Origin of the sequence: Bifidobacterium bombi DSM 19703 (genome assembly GCF_000737845.1) — a bacterium.
Lineage (GTDB): Bacteria > Actinomycetota > Actinomycetes > Actinomycetales > Bifidobacteriaceae > Bifidobacterium > Bifidobacterium bombi.
In genome coordinates this window covers 951,920-970,616 of sequence record NZ_ATLK01000001.1, presented here as the reverse complement: position 1 = coordinate 970,616, position 18,697 = coordinate 951,920, and the positions used below count along the sequence as shown (strand labels likewise).

Genomic DNA, 18,697 nt, shown 5'->3' with positions numbered 1-18,697 from the left:
CATTGCGATATTATTGTCGCGAAATGTGATATTGAAAATCGGCTGTTGTACACAGGAGATAAAAGCAATGGATGCTTTACTGCAAGGAACTGACTCATCTACAATGCCTACTCGCATAGCGAACGATGGCCTCATACTGCCGGCAATCGGATTCGGCACGGGAGCGGTGGCTGGCAATCGCGGAGTTGATACGATTGTCTCGGCACTTGACGCCGGCTATCGTTTGCTGGATACGGCTGTAAATTACGAAAACGAGGGAACGGTGGGCAAGGCGATCCATGAGTCGGGGATCGAACGCGAGCAGATTATCGTTTCCTCAAAACTGCCGGGGAGATTCCAAGGCTACGACGATGCTCGCCGCTGCATAGAGGAAAGTGCGTTCAGAATGGGGTTGGACTACATTGATATCTATCTGATTCATTGGCCCAATCCATCACAAGCGCAATACGTGCAAGCTTGGCGTGCGTTGATTGACGCGCGAGAGGAAGGGTTGGTGCGACACATTGGAGTCAGTAATTTCCTGCCTGGCCATATAGAGATGCTTCTGCGAGCCACCGGTGTGGCTCCGGCGGTCAATCAAGTCGAATTGCACCCATATTTTCAACAGCACGAGCAAATGAGTTATGACGAGGCTCACGGCATAATCACGCAGGCGTGGTGCCCCTTGGGGCGTGCCAACCAGCTGCTTGCGGACCCCTCGATTGTGTCGATTGCACACAAGCATGAGGTGGATCCGGCGTCGGTGATTCTTCGCTGGCATGTACAACTTGGTGATGTGGCTATTCCTAAGTCAAGCAATCCCAAGAGGCAGAAGAGCAACCTTGACGTGATGGGTTTTGAGCTGGATGAACAGGATATGCGTGAATTGCGTAATCTGGATAATCCGCAAGGCCGTTGCTTCGGTTCCGATCCGCGGTTCCATGAGGAAAGTTGAAGCCACGTGACTGGTGTTGTTTCGTGCTGCAGGTCCGTATGTACTGCGGCACTGCAAGGTGGTAAAGCGGGTGGATTTTGTTTGCTTTTCGAGCTCGTCAACATGGTGGGTCGTGGGTTTTGTATACGGACGGCTTGGCACCGCAGACGACAAGGGCGTGCAAAGCGAAGTATGCACAGAAAAGAAAACAAACAATGAAAAAAAACAATGAACAAACAATGAAAAACGAAAAAGGTGCGCACGCCAAGTAGACGTGCACACCTTTTAATAAGCGACTAAGCCTGAGCTCAGAAGCTCTTACTTCTCCAGGCTGGCGAAGTGAAGCAGAGTGCGGATCATGTTGCAGGTGAAGCCGTACTCGTTATCGTAGAAGGCCACGGTACGGGCCATCGTCACGCCGTCGACGGTGTTGACGTCGGTCTGCGTCGGATCGAAGATGCCGCCGTGGGTGTCGCCGATGATGTCGGAGGAAACGATGCCATCGGCGTTGTAGCCGTAGGTGTCGTTGTTCTCAAAAGCCTTCTTGGCGGCGTTGTTGATGTCGTCGATCGTCACGTCCTTGTTCAGGACGGTGAAGAGCTCGGTGATTGAACCGTCGGACACCTGCACACGCTGGGCGTGGCCCTGCAGCTTGCCTTCCACGGAAGGAACGACCTTGCCGATGGCCTTCGCAGCGCCGGTCGAATGCGGAATCGTATTCACTGCGGCCGCGCGGGTGTTGCGAGGGTTGGAGCCCTTCGGTCCGTCGAGCAGCATCTCGGTTCCGGTGTAGGCGTGGATGGTGGTCATGTAGCCCACCTTGATGCCGAAGTTGTCGTCGAGCAGCTTCACGAGCGCGGCGAACGAGTTCGTCGTGCAAGAGCCTGCGGAGACGATGCTGTCGCTGGGCTTGAGGATGCCTTCGTTCACGCCGTAAACGACCGTCGGAGTCGTGTTGTCCTTCGCCGGGGCGGAGATGAGCACTTTCTTGGCGCCGGCGTCCAGGTGAGCCTGGCTCTTCTCGGCGGAGGTGTAGAAGCCGGTGCACTCAAGCACGTACTCTACGCCATCGTTCTTGACCCACGGAATGTTGCGGGCGTCTTTCTCGGCGTAGACCTTGTATTCCTTGCCGTCCACGATGATGGAATCATCGGTGGACTGCACGTCCACCAGGCTTCCGTCGTCATGACGGAAAGTGCCGTGCGTGCTGTCATACTTGAGCAGGTAAGCCAGCATCGACGGCGTGGTGAGATCATTGATTGCGGCGACCTCGATATTGCTGGCCTCGCCACCGCGAGCCTGCAGCTCGAAAATACGGCGGAAGGCGAGACGGCCGATTCGACCGAAGCCGTTGATACCAATCTTTACTGTCATGTAATTCTCCCTTTGAATTTAGCCGTGGCGCATCTTGTTGTAAGTTGGAGCTCGACGGCTATTTTTACCAACGGCTCCTATTTTACTGTGCGCGCTGTACCGCGGAAAGCCGATTCCCATGTTTTTTCATCAAAACCGACCAAAACCATGTTACCGCTAACAAGAATCGGACGTCTGACGAGCATGCCGTCAGTAGACAGCAATCTCAGCGCTTCTTCGTCGTTCATGCCACGCAGTTTCTCACTGAGGTGCAACTGACGATACCGTTGGCCCGAAGTGTTGAAGAAACGTTTTATCGGCAAGTCGCTGTGCCTGTACCACTCCGTGAGTTCGCCCTCATCCGGGTTGTCGGTCTTGATGTCGCGCTCCGCGTAAGGCACACCATGTTCGGTAAGCCATTTTCTGGCGCGCGCGCATGTGGAGCAGTGCTCGTAGCATAGAAACACCGTGCTCCCGACACTGCTGGAGTCGTTCGGACCATTGTCGTTCGTGTTCGTGTTCTTGTTCATGGCTTCACCTTATCACCCGCGACATGTCCTGCCACGGGCGGCTCGTACGCCCCGGCCTCGTTGACCTGTGGGGTACGCCGTTTAGCGAGGATGTGCCAGCGCCGAGGAAATCGAAGTGGACAGCGGCCCCAACGCTTCGCCGTCCTTGTCTGGCATCAGACGTGATATCCGTTTCGGCAGGGGGGTGCAGGAGGGGAAGGTCACGATGAGTGTTCCGTCCGCGACGCCTATCGATGCCTTTCGTCCATCCAGAAACTCATTGCTTACGCCGTGCACCGAAGTATTGTTGAAAGTCGCCGCATTCAGTTCGTATTTGAGACCTTTCTCATATACGTCATGTACTTCATCGCTGTAAGCGAAGACCGACACCATTTCGCCTGAAGCATGGTGTCGGGCGGCGAAATCCAGCCCGCCCGCGCGGATTGCCGTTGTGATGTAGCCGTTCCCGTAGAGGAATCCCACCGCGTTGTGCTGCGCAAGCAGCGACAGCATCTGTATATTGGCTATGGAATGGTCAATCCTATGGCCCAACCCACCGAAGATATGAAAATTACGGGCGCCGTGCCTCCAGCCGATTTTCATCGCGGAGAGCATGTCCGGATCGTCATGTTCCGCAGGAAGCGGTATCACCGTGGCTCCGGAGGACCTGCGCAATACGTCGGCGTACGACGTGGAGTCGAAGTCGCCTATCACGATGTCGGGCGTTACGCCAAGGACACATGCATGGTCGAACCCTCCGTCCGCCGCCACGACGAGGCGGTGTGCCGGAAGGTGGGCCGCGTCCGGTTCATCGCCGTAGTATTCTCCGGCAGCGTAGATTACGCAGATCTTTTCTGCTGCATCGTCTCGACTGAGGGAAGTGCTGGTCGCATTGGAGTCCATGGACCAACATTCTACCTCCCCATTCGTCTCGCATGCCGGTGTGTGGGGCTGAACGCCTGTCGGTCAGGCCGGGCAAGCCGGCTGCCTCACCGATCTGTCGTACGGCCGAGGGTGCCCATGCGCAGAGCAGGTGCCTCAAGACGGGCATCGGCTTCACGTTCGCGGTGGTGGAAGAGACCTCCGAAGCGTGTTTTCGGTGTCTGCGCCGTTGGTCGCCGTTTTGGCGCGTGTGACGGGTTGCGGATAAGTCCGGGTATGATGTATACTTGTCATTTAGCTTGAGTGATCAAGAAAGTGGGTGTGTCCCCACCTGGGAGCTTTTCGTAGTTTCGGGTTCAGAACAGGTCGTTGTCGCCGTGGTGTTTCGGGAGATGAACGGTTATGTGTGTTGGATCGTCACGGTTGTGAGGGTTCGCTCCATTTTGTGTTTTGAATTCCTGCTCGATGAGTGTGCCGGGGCGCATCCAAGGGAAGCTAGGATTGGAGTTCATTATCAGCAACGAGCCACGCATTAACGACCAGATAAGAGTATCGCAGGTGCGCCTCATCGGTCCGAACAGCGAGCAGGTGGGTGTCATCGCCACCTCTGTGGCGCTTAATCTGGCCAAAGAGGCGAATCTGGACTTGGTCGAGGTGGCCCCGGATGCCAACCCTCCGGTGGCCAAGCTTATCGACTACGGCAAATACAAATACAACGAGAAGATCAAGGCGCGCGAGGCGCGTCGCAACCAGAGTTCCGCCGAGATCAAGGAGATTCGTTTCCGGCTTAAGATCGACGAGCATGACTTCAACGTCAAGAAGGGGCATGTGGTGCGCTTTCTTAACGGGGGAGACAAGGTGAAGGTCACCATCATGCTGCGAGGCCGCGAACAGTCTCGCCCCATCGGCGGGGTGGAGCTGCTGCAGCGTCTTGCCCAAGAAGTCGAGGAGTACGGTACCGTTGAGTCCTATCCGAAGCAGGAGGGGCGCAATATCATGATGACTCTCGCGCCCAAGGGCAAGAAGGTGCATACCCAGTCCGAGCAGCGCCGGCGTGGCAACCAGTCGAGAGCCGAGCGTCAGGCCCGTCAGGCGGCAAGGCTTGAGGCCAAGCAGTCCGCGATGTCCGCTCAGTCGCCGGTGCGTGAAGCTGCCGTTCATAACGGCGCGGTCGACGAACCGAAGGTCGCAGACAAGTCTGGGGTCGAAGAGGGGAAGGCTTTGACATCTGATGTGCATTCGGGGGAGAGAAAGGCCGAAAAGCCTTCCGGGGCTGTGAAACCCACCTCCGCAGCGAAGCCTTCCAAGCCATCGGCAGCCACGCGGTCAGCGCGTCCAGTCAAGCGCAGGGCTTCCACGAAGGATTCCGATTCCCAGTAAGCGGGAATAATGAAATCGTTGTGCCGATTTGCGAGCGCATGACCGGCACAGTGCGTCAACCAGGGGATGACATCCCATTACAAGGAGGGCAGCAATGCCAAAGATGAAAACAAATTCCGCAGCCAAAAAGCGCGTACGCGTCACCGGTAGTGGCAAGCTTATGCACGACGGCGCCGGAATGCGCCACAACCTCGAGCACAAGTCCGCCAAGAAGCGCCGTGACCTGTCAAGGGATTCGGTGTTGGCCACCGCACAGAGCAAGAGCATGAGGAAGCTGCTCGGACGCTGAATCAAGAGCGTAAAAAGCTGTTTGGAAATTTAAGAATTCGGAGGAAACATCATGGCACGTGTAAAGCGCGCGGTAAACGCCCACAAGAAGCGCAGGGTCGTACTTGAAAGGGCTTCGGGCTACCGTGGTCAGAGGTCCCGTTCCTATCGCAGGGCGAAGGAACAGCTGCTTCACTCATTCAACTATAACTTCCGCGATCGCAAGGCGCGTAAGGCTGATTTCCGCAAGTTGTGGATTCAGCGTATCAACGCCGCCGTGCGTGCCCAGGGGATGACATACAACCGCTTCATGCAGGGTCTCAGGCTTGCCGGAATCGAGCTTGACCGTCGTGCTCTGGCCGATTTGGCCGTTAACGACGAGGCTGCCTTCAAGAACATCGTTGATGCTTCCAAGGCTGCGTTGCCTGCCGATGTGAACGCACCAGTGGCCGCCTGATTCGAGTCCTACGACATAAAGCCCCATACCTCAGTGGTATGGGGCTTTTTCATGTGCGTTAGCCCGTAACGGTTGCCAGGGTCTGCCGCATGGTAAGGCAGCCGGCGCCGATCGGGCTTGAATGATGCGAATGCGCCATCGGATTGTGTGCGGAGCCGTGCGCCTTGCCGACTGTAGTGTCGATTTGGCGTAGCACGTCCTTCGGCGTGTGCCCGGGAGCGTGGTTTCATAGCATCGATACAATGATGATATGGATGAGGAAGGGAGCCGACGCGGAGAATTTGAGGTGCTGTTGGAGCAGTTTCTCGTGCATGTCGGGGTGGAGCGAGGTCTTTCGCAGGTCACGGTCAGGGCTTACGGATCCGATATCAGGCGCTACATCGCGTGGCTTGAGGAGCGTGGCATCACCCGTGTCGGCGACGTCGGCAGCCGCGACGTCGAGGATTACATGACGGCATTGGCTAAACAGGGGCAGAGCGGACGCAGCCGGGCGCGTCATCTCGCAAGCATTCATGAATTCCACAGGTTCGCTCTTGCGCAGGGGACGGTGGAGGCTGATGTATCGGCAAAAGTCAAAGCTCCCAAGTCATCAGGGCATCTTCCCGATGTGCTGAGCGTCGATGAGGTGGCGGCATTGCTTGACGCCGCTTCGATCGGAGGTTCGGACGATCCTGTGGTGCTGCGCGACAAGGCGTTGTTGGAGTTCATGTATGCAACGGGCTGCCGCGTCTCCGAAGCGGTGGGGACTGACCTGGCCGATATTGATTTCGATGAGCGTGTGGTCAGGCTCACCGGGAAAGGCGCTAAACAGCGTCTGGTACCACTTGGAGGTGCCGCGGTCAAGGCATTGCGGCGCTACCTGAGGTCGGGCGCCCCGAGCTTGAATCGAGGGCGGGCGGCCGAAGCTCGCGCGGGGACGAGGCCTCATCGCGCGCTGGTCGGCAAGGCTCGGCGTCAATGCGCGTCGCGCGTCCTCGGCGGGAGGGAGTTTACCCGGAACGTAGTGCGGTCTTCCTCAATAAACGTGGTCACCGCATCTCCAGGCAGTCGGTTTGGGAGGTGGTCCAGGAGGCGGGTCGACGGGCACACATCTCCAAACCGCTTCATCCCCATACGCTGCGTCATTCGTTTGCGACACATCTGATTCAAGGCGGTGCGGACGTCAGAACCGTGCAGGAGCTTCTTGGACACGCTTCGGTGACCACTACTCAGATATACACGCATGTGAGCCCCGAGAACCTCATCGAGATGTACCTGAGTGCCCATCCCCGAGCCAGGTGAGCAGGCCTTTTGCTAAGCTGAAGCCATGCCTACCGATATGCTTGGACGTCAATACGAAACCTTTCCGGCCCCACAGCCCCTCAGTCACCATGGCCCTGCGAGGGTGCTCGCCATGTGCAATCAGAAGGGCGGGGTAGGAAAGACCACGAGTTCCATCAATATAGCGGGAGCGTTGAGCGAGTATGGCAGACGGGTGTTGATCGTGGACTTCGATCCGCAGGGTGCGGCTACCGTCGGCCTCGGCATCAACGCCAACAGCATCGACAACACCATATACACGGCGTTGTTCGATTCATCCGTGGATACGCACGATGTGATTCAGCATACGAATTTCGAGAACCTGGACGTCATCCCCGCCAACATCGACCTTTCCGCGGCGGAGATTCAATTGGTCACGGAGGTCGGGCGCGAGCAGATACTGGCTGGTGTGCTGCGACAGGTACGAGACGAGTACGATGCCATCATCATCGATTGCCAGCCCTCGCTCGGATTGCTCACCGTCAACGCATTGGCGGCCGCCGATGGCGTGATCATCCCGGTGGCCGCGGAGTTCTTCGCCCTGCGCGGTGTGGCTCTGCTCATGCAATCCATTGAAAAGGTCAAGGGGCGCATCAACCCCGACCTCATCATCGATGGTGTGCTCGTCACCATGTATACACATACACTGCACAGCGAGGAGGTGCTGCAGCGCATCTATGAGGCCTTCGGTGACAAGGTGTTGCACGCGGTGATATCGCGTTCCATAAAACTGCCGGACTCCACCGTCGCGGCGGTGCCGGTGACCATGTACGCGCCGGAGCACAAGACCTCGAAGGAATACCGCGCCGCGGTGCGGGAGCTGATCGCCCGCGGCGTGGTGTCCTGATGGCAGAGCCATGAGCGCCAATACCGGTTTTTCGGTCGATATACCCGCCTATAGCGGCCCGTTCGATGCGTTGCTCTCCATGATAGCCAACAGACAGATGGAGCTTACGCAGATCTCGCTTTCCGCCATTACGGAAGAGTTCCTTGATTATGTTCGGGGCATGGATCTGTCGAAGAACATGAGTGAGGCCAGTTCCTTCATTGATGTGGCATCCGTTTTGGTCGAGGCGAAAAGCGTGGCCCTGCTTCCGGGAGAACTCGACTCCGAGCGTGATGAGCAGAGTCTTGAGGCGCTGCGCGAACGTGACATGCTTTTCGCACGGCTCGTGCAATACCGGGCGTTCAAAAGCGCGGCTTCGGATTTCCGCGGGCGGCTTGAAGCCAACGCCGGCCGGCATCCGCACCCGGCGGCATTGGATGATTTTGCCGTGTCGCTGCTACCTGAACTGGTGTGGACCCTCACTGCGGATGACCTGGCGCACCTTGCGGCACAAGTCATCGGCAACGCACCCGAACGCGAGGTGTCGCTGCGTCAGCTCCATGTTTCACAGGTGGATCTTCAAGCGCAGGCCGCCATCGTGAAAAGCCGCCTATCCGCGTTGTGCGGGCGTGGGACGGCTTCGGGGAAGGACAAGGCAGCGGGGTCGATGACGTTCACGGAGCTGATACATGACGTTTCGTCAAGGCTTGAGATCGTAGCGCGCTTCCTTGCCGTGTTGCTGTTCTTCAAGCAAGGACATCTCCAATACCGGCAGGCGGGTCCGTTCGCGGAGCTCAACCTACGATGGGTGGAAGGCGGCGCGAACATGGATGGCACCGAGACGGGCGCCGATGGCGTTCATTCCACAAACGGCGCTGGCGGCGAACCGGACGTCGACGTCGCTTCACAGGCAGAAAAGTCAATGATGGACATGGGTGATTTTGCATGAATGAGGAAACAGGGAACGAGGGGCATGTCTTGGGTGAGAGTGCTGGTCGGCTGGACGGATGCGACGGTCGGCGTGAAGGCAGGATTTCCGCTGGATCGGGTGCGGATTCCTCGGCCTTGAGCTTCGATGTCGATCTGTTGCCGGGCGGCCTTCAGGCGTGTTTGGAGGCGGTGTTGATGGTGGCCGATCAACCCCAGCACAGCGATGATCTGGCTCGCGTGCTGGGTGTGGATGGCGCCCGTGTGTGCGCTGCGCTCGTCTCGTTGCAGGAGCAGTACGACGGAATGCGACCGGACTGCGGGAGACGTGGTTTTGAATTGAGGCATACCGCTCGCGGTTGGCAATTCTGCAGTCGCGCCGTCTATGAACCTGTGGTCTGCGCATTCGTGAATGAAGGGCAGGCTGCGAAACTCTCCCAAGCTGCGCTTGAGGCGTTGGCCATCGTGGCCTACCAGCAGCCGATCACGCGAGCGGGTGTGGCGGCGATTCGAGGTGTGAATTCCGATGGCGTGATTCGTTCGCTCACGGCCAGGGGGCTGATTCGCGAATTCGGTGTGGATGCCGACACTCGTGCGGCCTTGTTGGTTACGTCCCCTTTGTTCCTTGAAAAAATGGGGCTTGACTCCCTTGATCAATTGCCTAGGCTGGCACCGTTCATGCCTAAGGCGGGGGGACGTGATTGACGAGGCGGACGAGGCGGACGAGAGGAACGTCGCGCCCTGAATCAATTCTCCGCGGGCATGACCAGTGCATGCAGTCCGCGACGGTGTGGCGCATGGTGAAACATAGTCCTCACTGTCACGCAGCCCGGCTACTATGATGAAGGTTTATGCTTTTCAGGCGTTAGCGGAGAATCTGAACTGATCGCTGTATAAGACAGGTAACGAATAGACGAGGCAAGAAGAGGGATTTATGGCAGTACGTGGTGATATCAGGAATGTGGCGATTGTGGCTCACGTTGACCACGGTAAGACCACGCTCGTGAACGCGATGCTTCAGCAGTCGCATGTGTTCAGCGAACGTGAGGAAGTGCCGGACCGTGTTCTGGATTCCAACGATCTGGAACGCGAGAAGGGCATCACCATCCTCGCGAAGAACACGGCCGTGGAATATCATGGTCCGCTCGCTGAAAAGTACGGCGAGCCCGACGGCATCACCATCAACGTCATCGACACCCCGGGGCACGCGGACTTCGGCGGCGAGGTGGAGCGCGGCATTTCAATGGTGGATGGAGTGGTGTTGTTGGTGGATGCCTCCGAGGGGCCGCTGCCGCAGACCCGCTTCGTGCTGCGCAAGGCGCTCGAGGCGAAGCTTCCCGTCATTCTGTGCATCAACAAGGTGGATCGTCCGGACGCCCGGATTTCCGAGGTGGTTTCCGAAAGCACCGATCTGCTGCTTGGATTGGCACAGGATGTGATTGAAGAAGGCGTGGATCTCGATCTCGATTCCTTGCTTGACCTGCCTGTGATTTACTGCGCAGCGAAGGCAGGTTATGCTTCGAGCAACCAACCCGATGACGGTGCCCTGCCGGACAACGACAATCTCGAGCCGCTTTTCGACACGATCATCTCCAACATCCCTGCGCCGGAATATGAAGAGGGAGCTCCTCTCCAGGCTCACGTCACCAACATCGACTCCTCGGATTACCTGGGGCGTCTCGGTTTGGTGCGCATTTACAACGGCAAGCTCCAGAAGGGCAAGCAGTATGGGCTTTCGCGCGTCGACGGTTCGATCGAAAACTTCAAGCTCACTGAGATTCTGCGTACGCAGGGGCTTGACCGTTTCCCTGTGGAGGAGGCGGGGCCCGGTGACATCGTCGCGGTTGCGGGCGTCTCCGACATCATGATCGGTGAGACGATCGTCGATAAGGACGATCCCAAGCCGTTGCCGCTCATCCATGTGGATGACCCGGCCATCTCCATGACCTTCGGCATCAACGATTCCCCGATCGCTGGTACCGAGGGCAAGGACCACAAGCTGACCGCCCGTATGATCAAGGACCGGCTTGATAGGGAGCTCATCGGCAACGTGTCCATCAGAGTGCTGCCCACCGAACGTCCGGACGCCTGGGAGGTGCAGGGAAGGGGCGAGCTGGCCTTGGCCATCTTGGCCGAGCAGATGCGTCGTGAGGGCTACGAGCTCACGGTCGGCCGTCCGCAGGTGGTCACCAAAGTGATCGATGGCAAGGTCAACGAGCCCATGGAGGCCGACACCATCGACGTGCCAGAGGAGTACATGGGTGCCGTCACGCAGCTTATGGCAGACCGTAAGGGACGCATGGACTCGATGAGCAACCACGGCTCCGGCTGGGTGCGCATGGAATTCACCGTGCCGTCGCGCGGCCTGATTGGCTTCCGTACCGCGCTGCTCACCGCGACCCGCGGGACGGGCATTTCCAGCTCCATCTCGGCGGGCTACGCGCCGTGGGCTGGCGAGATCACCACGCGCCAGAACGGTTCATTGGTCTCCGACCGCCAGGGCACGGCCACTCCGTACGCCATGCAACGCCTCCAGGCGCGTGGCAGCTTCTTCATTCAGCCGCAATCCACCGTCTACGAGGGTCAGGTCGTTGGCGTCAACAATAAGCCCGATGAGATGGACGTGAACGTGACACTCGCCAAGCATATGACGAACATGCGTTCGTCCACCGCCGATGTTCTTGAGACGCTCACTCCCCCCATTCAGATGAGTCTTGAGGAGTCGCTTGATTTCGCGAACGAGGACGAGTGCGTGGAAGTGACCCCCGAGTCCATTCGTGTGCGCAAGGTGATTCTGAGCCGTGACGAGTGGTACAAGTGGAGGGCCCGTCAGCGTCGTCAGGACGCTTCTCGCAAATAGTCCGTTCCGCATTCGGTTCGACTTTACAAGGCCCGATTCGTTCGGGCCTTGTCTTGTATGGCTCCAGAGGTCACGACGTGCGGTCAAGGATGGAACGGCGGCGCTGACAACCCGCTGAGGCATACTTGAATTATGAACGATCTTGGAAGCACGAAGGATTCGGCCGTTGACGGGCAGGATGATGGGCAAGAAAGCGGAACCGGCATGGACATGGACCGCTCGTCCTCCGTGTTTTCTGCCGATGTTTTTCATGATGGCGGCCTATCCGATGACAGTGTGGCCGATGGTCGCTCATCCGATGACGGCGTGGTCCGAGGTGCGGCGGCCCGAGGGGTCGTGCGGGGGGCAGACTCACTGCTTGACGTGTTGAAGGAGACGTTCGGCCGCACCTTGCCTTGGTCATACCGGCAAAGCTATCCGGTTCGCCTGCTTATCGCGGCTGCGGCCGGCGTTCTTGTGGGGTTCATCGGCACGTTGGCGTACCGGTGTGGTGTGCCGCGATCCGTGCCTTACGGCCTTGTTCTGGCTTTCGTCATGGTCATCCTGTCGGCGTTCGGCGCGCGTGCGCGCAGCGGGGTTATTGGTTTGGCGGTTCACCTCATAACCTCGTCCCTGGTGGTTTCGCTGCTTTCTTCAGGGGTCAACGGCAATGTCCTCGTGCCGGGTTTCACTGTGGAAATGCCGTTCCTGACGGAGTATGCAGGTTATATATGGTTTTTGGGCATGATCGTGGTGCAGGTGGCTATGGTCTTCCTGCCAGCCCGCTGGTTCGGTGCGCGCAATGATGGAGTATACGGCAAGAAGACTTCGGAGGTGGCCGAAGGTGATGCCCATGACGGCAAGTCGCCGGATTCCTGGAGGTATTCGGAACTCCGGGAATGCGCGGATCCTGCGGCTGGCGCGTCATCCTTCGGCGCCGTACGGGCGCAGGGTGGACCGTCGTGTCGGGCCGTCGGCGGCTCCATGGCACGGCCGTCGTCCTCGGCGGCTGCGGATAGGCGGGATCGATGAAGGAGAGAATGGTGGTGATGGGCCCTGATTGCGGTCTGCATGGCGAATCCGTGGAATCGGAAGGTCGGCGTACGGGCGGGTTGCGCAGGCTTTATTTCCTGGGACCGCAGGGGTCGTTCACGCATCAGGCGGCGATTGATGCCGCACGCTTTCTTGGGGGCGATCCACAGCCTTGTGAGGATGCCGGACGGATCATCGAGCATGTTGAGGCAGGCGAGGGCTGGGGCGTCATCGCTTGGGAAAACAATGTTGAGGGTTATGTCGTACCGAATCTCGACATGCTGATCGACTCGGCTGATGTGGCGGGTTGTGCGAGATTGAGTGTGGATATCTCATTTGACGCGTTCGTAAGGCCTGGTGATACCTCTCCTTTGAATCAGGTATGCGCCCACCCCCACGGATTGGCGCAGTGCAGGGGCTTTGCGCGTCGTCGTGGGCTTGAACCCAGTCCAGCTTCCTCGAATGCGGCCGCCTGCAGAGACATCAGGTCGGGTCAGGTGGCGCTCGGTCCCTCGATTTGCGGTGAATTGTACGGTCTGACGACATTGGAGGAGGCGGTCCAGGACTACGAGGGAGCGAGTACGGATTTCCTTGTTGTGGCTCCACGAGGCGATGTGATGGATCTGCCCCGACATCGTGGCGAATACGAGACGGTCATCGCCTTCGTTCCACTGAGTACGGGGCCGGGCGTACTAGCCGATCTACTCGATGTGCTGCGGGATGCGGGGCTGAACATGACTGGTTTCATATCCCGGCCCATCAAGGGCCGTGCAGGCACCTACAGTTTCATTGCAACCGTCGATGCGGCACCGTGGCAGAGTGGGTTCCGAGACGTGCTGGAGCGTGTCACGTCGCATGGCGATTGGGTCAAGACGCTCGCCGTGTACCCGAGGCGGGAACGTCCTCATCCACCCGTGGACGCATGGATGTTACCCCGGGGTGGAGTGCGCGGCGGGCAGATTGACGGGAAGAACGTTCGAAGGGAACTGCTGTGGTAAGCGAAGACGAAGGAAATGTGACCGACGGCAGGCCCCTTGCCGAGGGTGCGTGGGATGAGTCGGATACGGTCGGGATCATAGGTCTGGGGCTTATCGGAGGTTCCCTCGCCCAGCGTCTGACGGCGCGTGGGGTGCGTGTGGTGGCTTGGAATCATCGCTCCCATCCGTATGCTGCCGCCCGCGCCCAGGGCATTGAATGCGTTGATACCATCGAGGAAGTGGCGCTCGCGAGGCCGCGCGTGCTGCTGTTGTGCAATCCGCTCAAGGCCATGCCTGAGGTGCTTGCCAGCCTGAAACCCGTCATCGATCGGCGTGCGACCATTCTGAGCGATGTCGGCAGCGTGAAGGCCCTGGTGCGCGAACAGGTGAAGGAGGTCGGGCTTGAAGCGTGCTACGTTGGGTCCCACCCGATGTGTGGCAACGAACGTTCGGGTTTCGATGCCGCCGATGCCAGACTTTTCGATGATGCGCTCTGGGCGCTCACCGTCGATGAGGGTACGGATTACCGACGATTCCTCACAATGGCACGGTTCGTTCTTGAAACGGTGGGCGATCGGTTCATCGTCGTGGATGACGCGACCCATGACCGAGCCGCGGCCATGATCTCCCATGCGCCTCACGCCGTAGCGACCGCTCTGATCAATGGTTTGGTCGCCAGTCCCGACCGTGACGTGGCTGTCGCACTTTCCGCTGGGTCTTGGAGGGACATGACGCGGGTCGCGCTTACCGATCCCGCCCGCACACGAGCCATGATTGAAGAGAACTCCGGCAATGTTGAGGTCCTGCTGCGTTCCTTGGCACGCGATCTGAATGATTTCGCCGATGTCCTTCACGCCGCCGACGAGTCGGGAATGGTACGGTTCTTTTCGCAGGGGCAGCCGTTCCGCGCTTTCAAAGCGCACCAAGGACGTCAGCGGCGCCTGGAGTCCGCATCCCCGGGCGTTGCCGGCGTTGCTGGCGTGGGCGCCGGTAACGAGGATGTGCGCCGAATCGACCCCTCGGACTGGAGGTCCTCCTTCCTGACCTCCGCTCGTGCGGGGGAACAGGTCGTCGGCTTCGTTTCACCCTGGGTCATTCGTGTCGTCCCTGACTGTGCCATATGACGCTTGATCAGCGTTGTAGCGGTCTGACCCGTCGTTCGGGGATCGGCTTGAGTACGAGAATGTTATCGGCGCTGATGTCCACCGGCATCTCCGGACGCGAACCGTTGGCCGCTGCATCGCGCATGAGGTGCAGGGTCTGGCCGTCCCATGAGATGACATGTCCTATGTAGTCGCGGTATTCCTGTCGATGCGTCACTTCGTTCACGCCGTCGAAGGTGCGTACCATGATGCGTGCGCCGGCGGGCATCGTATGCGGCAGTGGCATGAGGGCTCCTTAGTGGGGTGGGATGGCACCTTTGCCCGGCCGCTTCACCTGCTCCGTGGCTCGCGGACGGATGCCGCCGTGTCGGGTAAATGGTTGTGACGGCATCATTGTAGGCTGATTCGCGAGGGATTACAAGGTTTCATCTCCGGACGGAGGTCATTGTGGGGGCTGGCGGCGAACTGAAGACCGATGGGGGGCAGGGCCCGACGGTGGCGTTGGGTGGCACGGAGTTGGAGCATTTCCTGACGTATGCTGAAGCGAATAAGGGTCTGAGCGTCAACACATTGCGTGCCTATTCGCAGGATGTGTCGCAGTGTCTTGATTTTCTTTCCCGCCAAGGTGTGCAACGGCTGGACGATGTCACCTTGGAGGGTCTGCGGGCGTGGATGGCGTATGAGACCCGTGGCCGTGCGCGTTCGACGATGGCCAGGAAGACTGTCGCCGTGCGCGCGTTTTTTGCGTGGTGCTTCGACCATGACGTACTGCCCTGCGATCCCGCCGCCACGCTGATGACGCCCAAGATTCCCGAGAATCTGCCGCGCGTGCTGAACCAGGAACAGGCAGAACGTCTCATGGATGAAACCGAGTCCGAAGCCGGTGCCGGACGGTTCTCTTCGCGATCCAAACAGGAGGCGATCGTGCTGCGTGACGCCGCGATGCTCGAGGTCCTGTATGCCACAGGTATCCGTGTGGCCGAGTTGGTGGGGGTGGACGTTGGCGATGTCGATTTCGCCAGTCGGACCCTCACTGTTACGGGCAAGGGGGACAAGCAACGTGTAGTGCCGTTCGGAGCTCCGGCATCGAAGGCGCTTGAGGTTTGGATGCGTGAGGGCAGGCCGGTTTTGCTTCGTGCTTCCGACGCGGGTCATATTGTTGGGGATCGTGGCGGCGGTGTCGAAGACCGCGGCTCCGGTCCTGCCGAAGGTGGGCAGTCCGGTCGGCTGCAGGCGGTTTTCTTAGGTGCGCGTGGCTCGCGCATCAATCAGCGTGTCGTGCGTGAGGTGGTACACGACAAGGCCGCCCGGGCCGGCGTTCCGGACATCAGCCCGCACGCCCTTCGCCACAGCGCGGCGACGCATCTGCTTGATGGCGGAGCCGATCTGCGCGAGGTCCAGGAGATGCTTGGGCATTCCTCGATACGGACCACACAGCGTTATACGCATGTATCCATGGAGCAGCTCAAGGAACGCTATGCGCAGGCGTTTCCAAGGGCCTGAAGTCGGTCATCCGAAGTTCCAGTGGACTTTGTCCGGCCGGGTCGGTCGGCATTGTGCAGGTTTTGCCTATGCCCAGCCGTCGGCATCGTTGCACGGCAGAACAGGTGGTATGCCGCAGTTCCCATGTGCGCTCTTCGTTAACAATTTCGTAATATAACAGACTTCTCCGGGTCTCCGTTTCGGCTCGCAGAAGGAGCGTGAATCGCATCAACCCTCCCATATCTTCAGCTGAAAAGTCCGCGTTTGTCTCGCAACTCATAGACAGCGCTGTTAAAATCGTTCAATTTATGGGAATTGGCTTGCATAATCCTGATATCTGAGTGAGAATAACGATATCAGCGTTGAGGTTGGCTCCCCTATCGGGAACCAACCTCCTCTTTGATTCAACAAGAGTTGTCTAGGCAACCAATGGGAGAAAATATGAAGAAGAAAACGATAGCGTTCGCGGCGGCGGTCTGCTCGTTGGCTCTGTCGCTTGGGGCTTGCGGCAGCAGCTCAAACGGCAGCAGCGCATCGGCCGGCAATGGCAAGATGATTATCACGGGCAATGTTTCGGAGCCTCAGAACCCGTTGATTCCGGGTAACACCAATGAGTCCGGAGGCGGCAGGGTATTGCGTCTGATTTTCTCACAGCTTGTGGCTTTTGATGCAAAAGGCAACGCGATGAACGACCAGGCCGAATCCATCAAGCCCGATGCGGCGGGTACGCAATACACAATCAAGATCAAGCCGGGCCTGAAGTTCAGCGACGGCACGCCGATCAAGGCGGAGTCGTTCACCAAGGCCTGGAGCTATGTGGCGGACGTGAAGAACGCACAGAAGTGTGCTTCGTTCTTCTCTTCGATCAAAGGCTACGACGATGTGCAGAAGAAGGATGGGCTGAAGGGCGACGAACAGCTTTCAGGACTGAAGGTCGTCAACGACACCACGTTCACCGTGGATCTGCAGAAGCCCGACGCCACGTTCCCCATCAAAGTCGGTTATAGCGCGTTCGCGCCACTTCCCGATTCCTTCTACAAGGACCCCAAGGGCTTCGGACAGAAACCCGTTGGCAATGGCCCTTACAAGCTCGTCAAGTGGGATCACAACAACGCCATCGAGACCGTAAAGAACCCGAACTACAGCGGTCCTGAAAAGGTCAAGAACGACGGCGTAACGCTCAAGGTCTACACCAAGGATGACGCGGCTTACGCCGATGTTCAGGCCGGCAACCTCGATTCGCTCGACATCGTTCCGGCGGCCGATACGAAGACCTTCGAGAAGGATTCCTCCATCCAGGCATACAACAAGCCCGGCTCCGTGATTCAGGAGTTCACCATCCCTGCGAATATCAAGCATTTCGAATCCGGTACCGAAGAGGGCACGTTGCGTCGTCAGGCCATCTCCATGGCCATCGATCGTAAGGCCATCGTCAACAAGGTGCTCAGCGGCGTCGGCGCCGTTCCTCATGACTTCACTTCCCCGCTGACACCGGGCTATGACGCCAACCTGAAGGGCAGCTCCAACCTAGAGTACAACCCGACCAAGGCCAAGGAGCTTTGGGCCAAGGCGGACGCCATTTCGAAGGATAACGACAAGCTCACCATGTCTTACAACTCCGACGGTGGTGCGAAGCCCGTCTTCGACGCCATGGTCAACTCCATCAACAACGCGCTGGGTGTGGATGTGGCTTCGGCCAACCCGGTCCCGACCTTCCAGCAATTCCGCGACAGCATCTCCAACCGCAAGATGACGGGTGCCTTCCGTTCTGGTTGGATGCCTGATTATCCGTCCGCAGAGAACTACCTGTACCAGTGCTTCTCTTCGGCGGCCGCCGACGGCAACGGCTCCAACGATGGCGACTACAAGAACCCAGAGTTTGACAAGCTGATGGACGAAGCCTATGCGGCCAAGTCCGCTGATCAAGCCAATAAGTTCTATAGCCAGAGCCAGGAAATCCTTCTGAACGATCTGCCTGCGATTCCGATATATTACAAGAACAACGACGGTGTCGCAGCCAAAGGCGTCAAGGGCTTCGCCATCGATTGGCAGAGCTATCCGACTTATTCGCAGATGACGAAGTGATTCGGGTTCCGCTTGTGCACCGTTAACGTGTTGCATAAGCTGCTGCAGTGGTGCGGCGCGGGTTTTCCGCGCCGCACTTTCATATTCTGTTCCCATTGGCATATCGCGGCGGCGGTGTGCGTGGCGGTGTGGTCGCGTTGCATCCCCCGCGTGCCGGCAGATGTGTCGGCGTCTGCGGCAGTGACGTGGATCGGCATTCATTCCAGTGCGCCAGGCGGATTGTGTGGTTCCAGGCAGGTTGCGCAGCGATGCCGATGACATGCAATCGAGGCATCGGTTACTGCTTTGAAGCCTGTCGGGCGGCATGTGGAAGCCCGTTTGGTCTGTAGGTGCGATAAACTTACCCAAGTAATGCCGGCTGGTTGT

The 18,697-nt window shown here is 58.6% G+C and carries 15 protein-coding genes and 3 pseudogenes; 14 read left to right on the top strand and 4 right to left on the bottom strand.

The genetic code is table 11. The features are described 5' to 3' along the window. Positions 1-67: 67 nt before the first annotated feature. Positions 68-934: an aldo/keto reductase gene (locus BBOMB_RS03675; RefSeq protein ID WP_044087127.1), complete on the top strand. Its 867-nt coding sequence runs from the start codon at positions 68-70 to the stop codon at positions 932-934. Positions 935-1,231: 297 nt separating this feature from the next. Here BBOMB_RS03675 and gap read toward each other — a convergent pair whose 3' ends face one another. From gap to BBOMB_RS03660, 3 genes are all read right to left on the bottom strand, one after another. Further along, positions 1,232-2,287, bottom strand: a complete 1,056-nt coding sequence (gene gap / locus BBOMB_RS03670; RefSeq protein WP_044087128.1) for a type I glyceraldehyde-3-phosphate dehydrogenase — start codon at positions 2,285-2,287, stop codon at positions 1,232-1,234. Between the two features lie 77 nt (positions 2,288-2,364). Further along, positions 2,365-2,796 carry an arsenate reductase family protein gene (locus BBOMB_RS03665; protein WP_081867274.1) on the bottom strand — a complete coding sequence of 144 codons (432 nt, stop codon included), beginning with the start codon at positions 2,794-2,796 and terminating at the stop codon, positions 2,365-2,367. An 81-nt stretch (positions 2,797-2,877) separates the two neighbouring features. Beyond that, entirely contained in the window at positions 2,878-3,678 is an 801-nt protein-coding gene (locus tag BBOMB_RS03660; protein WP_044087129.1) for a thiamine diphosphokinase, read from the bottom strand. A 444-nt stretch (positions 3,679-4,122) separates the two neighbouring features. Here BBOMB_RS03660 and infC point away from each other — a divergent pair. The 11 genes and pseudogenes from infC to BBOMB_RS03605 form a co-directional block, all read left to right on the top strand. Further along, positions 4,123-4,821 (top strand): annotated as a pseudogene (gene infC / locus BBOMB_RS03655) (translation initiation factor IF-3); the annotation flags it as partial. A gap of 310 nt (positions 4,822-5,131) precedes the next feature. Further along, positions 5,132-5,326: a 50S ribosomal protein L35 gene (gene rpmI, locus BBOMB_RS03650; RefSeq protein WP_044087131.1), complete on the top strand. Its 195-nt coding sequence runs from the start codon at positions 5,132-5,134 to the stop codon at positions 5,324-5,326. Positions 5,327-5,377: 51 nt separating this feature from the next. Then, positions 5,378-5,761 carry a 50S ribosomal protein L20 gene (rplT, locus tag BBOMB_RS03645; RefSeq protein ID WP_044087132.1) on the top strand — a complete coding sequence of 128 codons (384 nt, stop codon included), beginning with the start codon at positions 5,378-5,380 and terminating at the stop codon, positions 5,759-5,761. Between the two features lie 250 nt (positions 5,762-6,011). Next, a pseudogene (locus BBOMB_RS03640) lies at positions 6,012-7,042 on the top strand (site-specific tyrosine recombinase). 25 nt (positions 7,043-7,067) lie between these two features. After that, positions 7,068-7,907: a ParA family protein gene (locus tag BBOMB_RS03635; protein ID WP_044087134.1), complete on the top strand. Its 840-nt coding sequence runs from the start codon at positions 7,068-7,070 to the stop codon at positions 7,905-7,907. Between the two features lie 10 nt (positions 7,908-7,917). Then, positions 7,918-8,703, top strand: a pseudogene (locus BBOMB_RS03630) (segregation and condensation protein A); the annotation flags it as partial. A gap of 128 nt (positions 8,704-8,831) precedes the next feature. After that, positions 8,832-9,518, top strand: a complete 687-nt coding sequence (scpB, locus tag BBOMB_RS03625) for an SMC-Scp complex subunit ScpB (protein ID WP_081867271.1) — start codon at positions 8,832-8,834, stop codon at positions 9,516-9,518. Positions 9,519-9,747: 229 nt separating this feature from the next. After that, the gene (gene typA / locus BBOMB_RS03620) at positions 9,748-11,673 is read left to right on the top strand and encodes a translational GTPase TypA (RefSeq protein WP_044087135.1); all 1,926 of its coding nucleotides are present in this window, start codon (positions 9,748-9,750) and stop codon (positions 11,671-11,673) included. 132 nt (positions 11,674-11,805) lie between these two features. Then, the gene (locus tag BBOMB_RS08285) at positions 11,806-12,684 is read left to right on the top strand and encodes a hypothetical protein (RefSeq protein WP_238549878.1); all 879 of its coding nucleotides are present in this window, start codon (positions 11,806-11,808) and stop codon (positions 12,682-12,684) included. Then, positions 12,681-13,682 (top strand): prephenate dehydratase, encoded by a 1,002-nt coding sequence (locus BBOMB_RS03610; protein ID WP_238549877.1) that lies wholly within the window; start codon positions 12,681-12,683, stop codon positions 13,680-13,682. The genes BBOMB_RS08285 and BBOMB_RS03610 overlap by 4 nt, the downstream gene beginning before the upstream one ends. Before the next feature lie 17 nt (positions 13,683-13,699). Beyond that, positions 13,700-14,785 carry a prephenate dehydrogenase gene (locus BBOMB_RS03605; RefSeq protein WP_044087334.1) on the top strand — a complete coding sequence of 362 codons (1,086 nt, stop codon included), beginning with the start codon at positions 13,700-13,702 and terminating at the stop codon, positions 14,783-14,785. Positions 14,786-14,792: 7 nt separating this feature from the next. Here BBOMB_RS03605 and BBOMB_RS03600 read toward each other — a convergent pair whose 3' ends face one another. After that, positions 14,793-15,050, bottom strand: a complete 258-nt coding sequence (locus BBOMB_RS03600; protein ID WP_044087136.1) for a DUF6725 family protein — start codon at positions 15,048-15,050, stop codon at positions 14,793-14,795. Between the two features lie 209 nt (positions 15,051-15,259). Here BBOMB_RS03600 and BBOMB_RS03595 point away from each other — a divergent pair, with 209 nt between their 5' ends. Together BBOMB_RS03595 and BBOMB_RS03590 are read left to right on the top strand one after the other, a co-directional pair. After that, a complete protein-coding gene (locus BBOMB_RS03595) occupies positions 15,260-16,267 on the top strand; it encodes a tyrosine recombinase XerC (protein WP_414133069.1) in 1,008 nt (335 codons plus the stop codon). Positions 16,268-16,687: 420 nt separating this feature from the next. Beyond that, a complete protein-coding gene (locus BBOMB_RS03590) occupies positions 16,688-18,331 on the top strand; it encodes a peptide ABC transporter substrate-binding protein (protein WP_044087137.1) in 1,644 nt (547 codons plus the stop codon). The last annotated feature ends 366 nt before the right edge of the window (positions 18,332-18,697 follow it).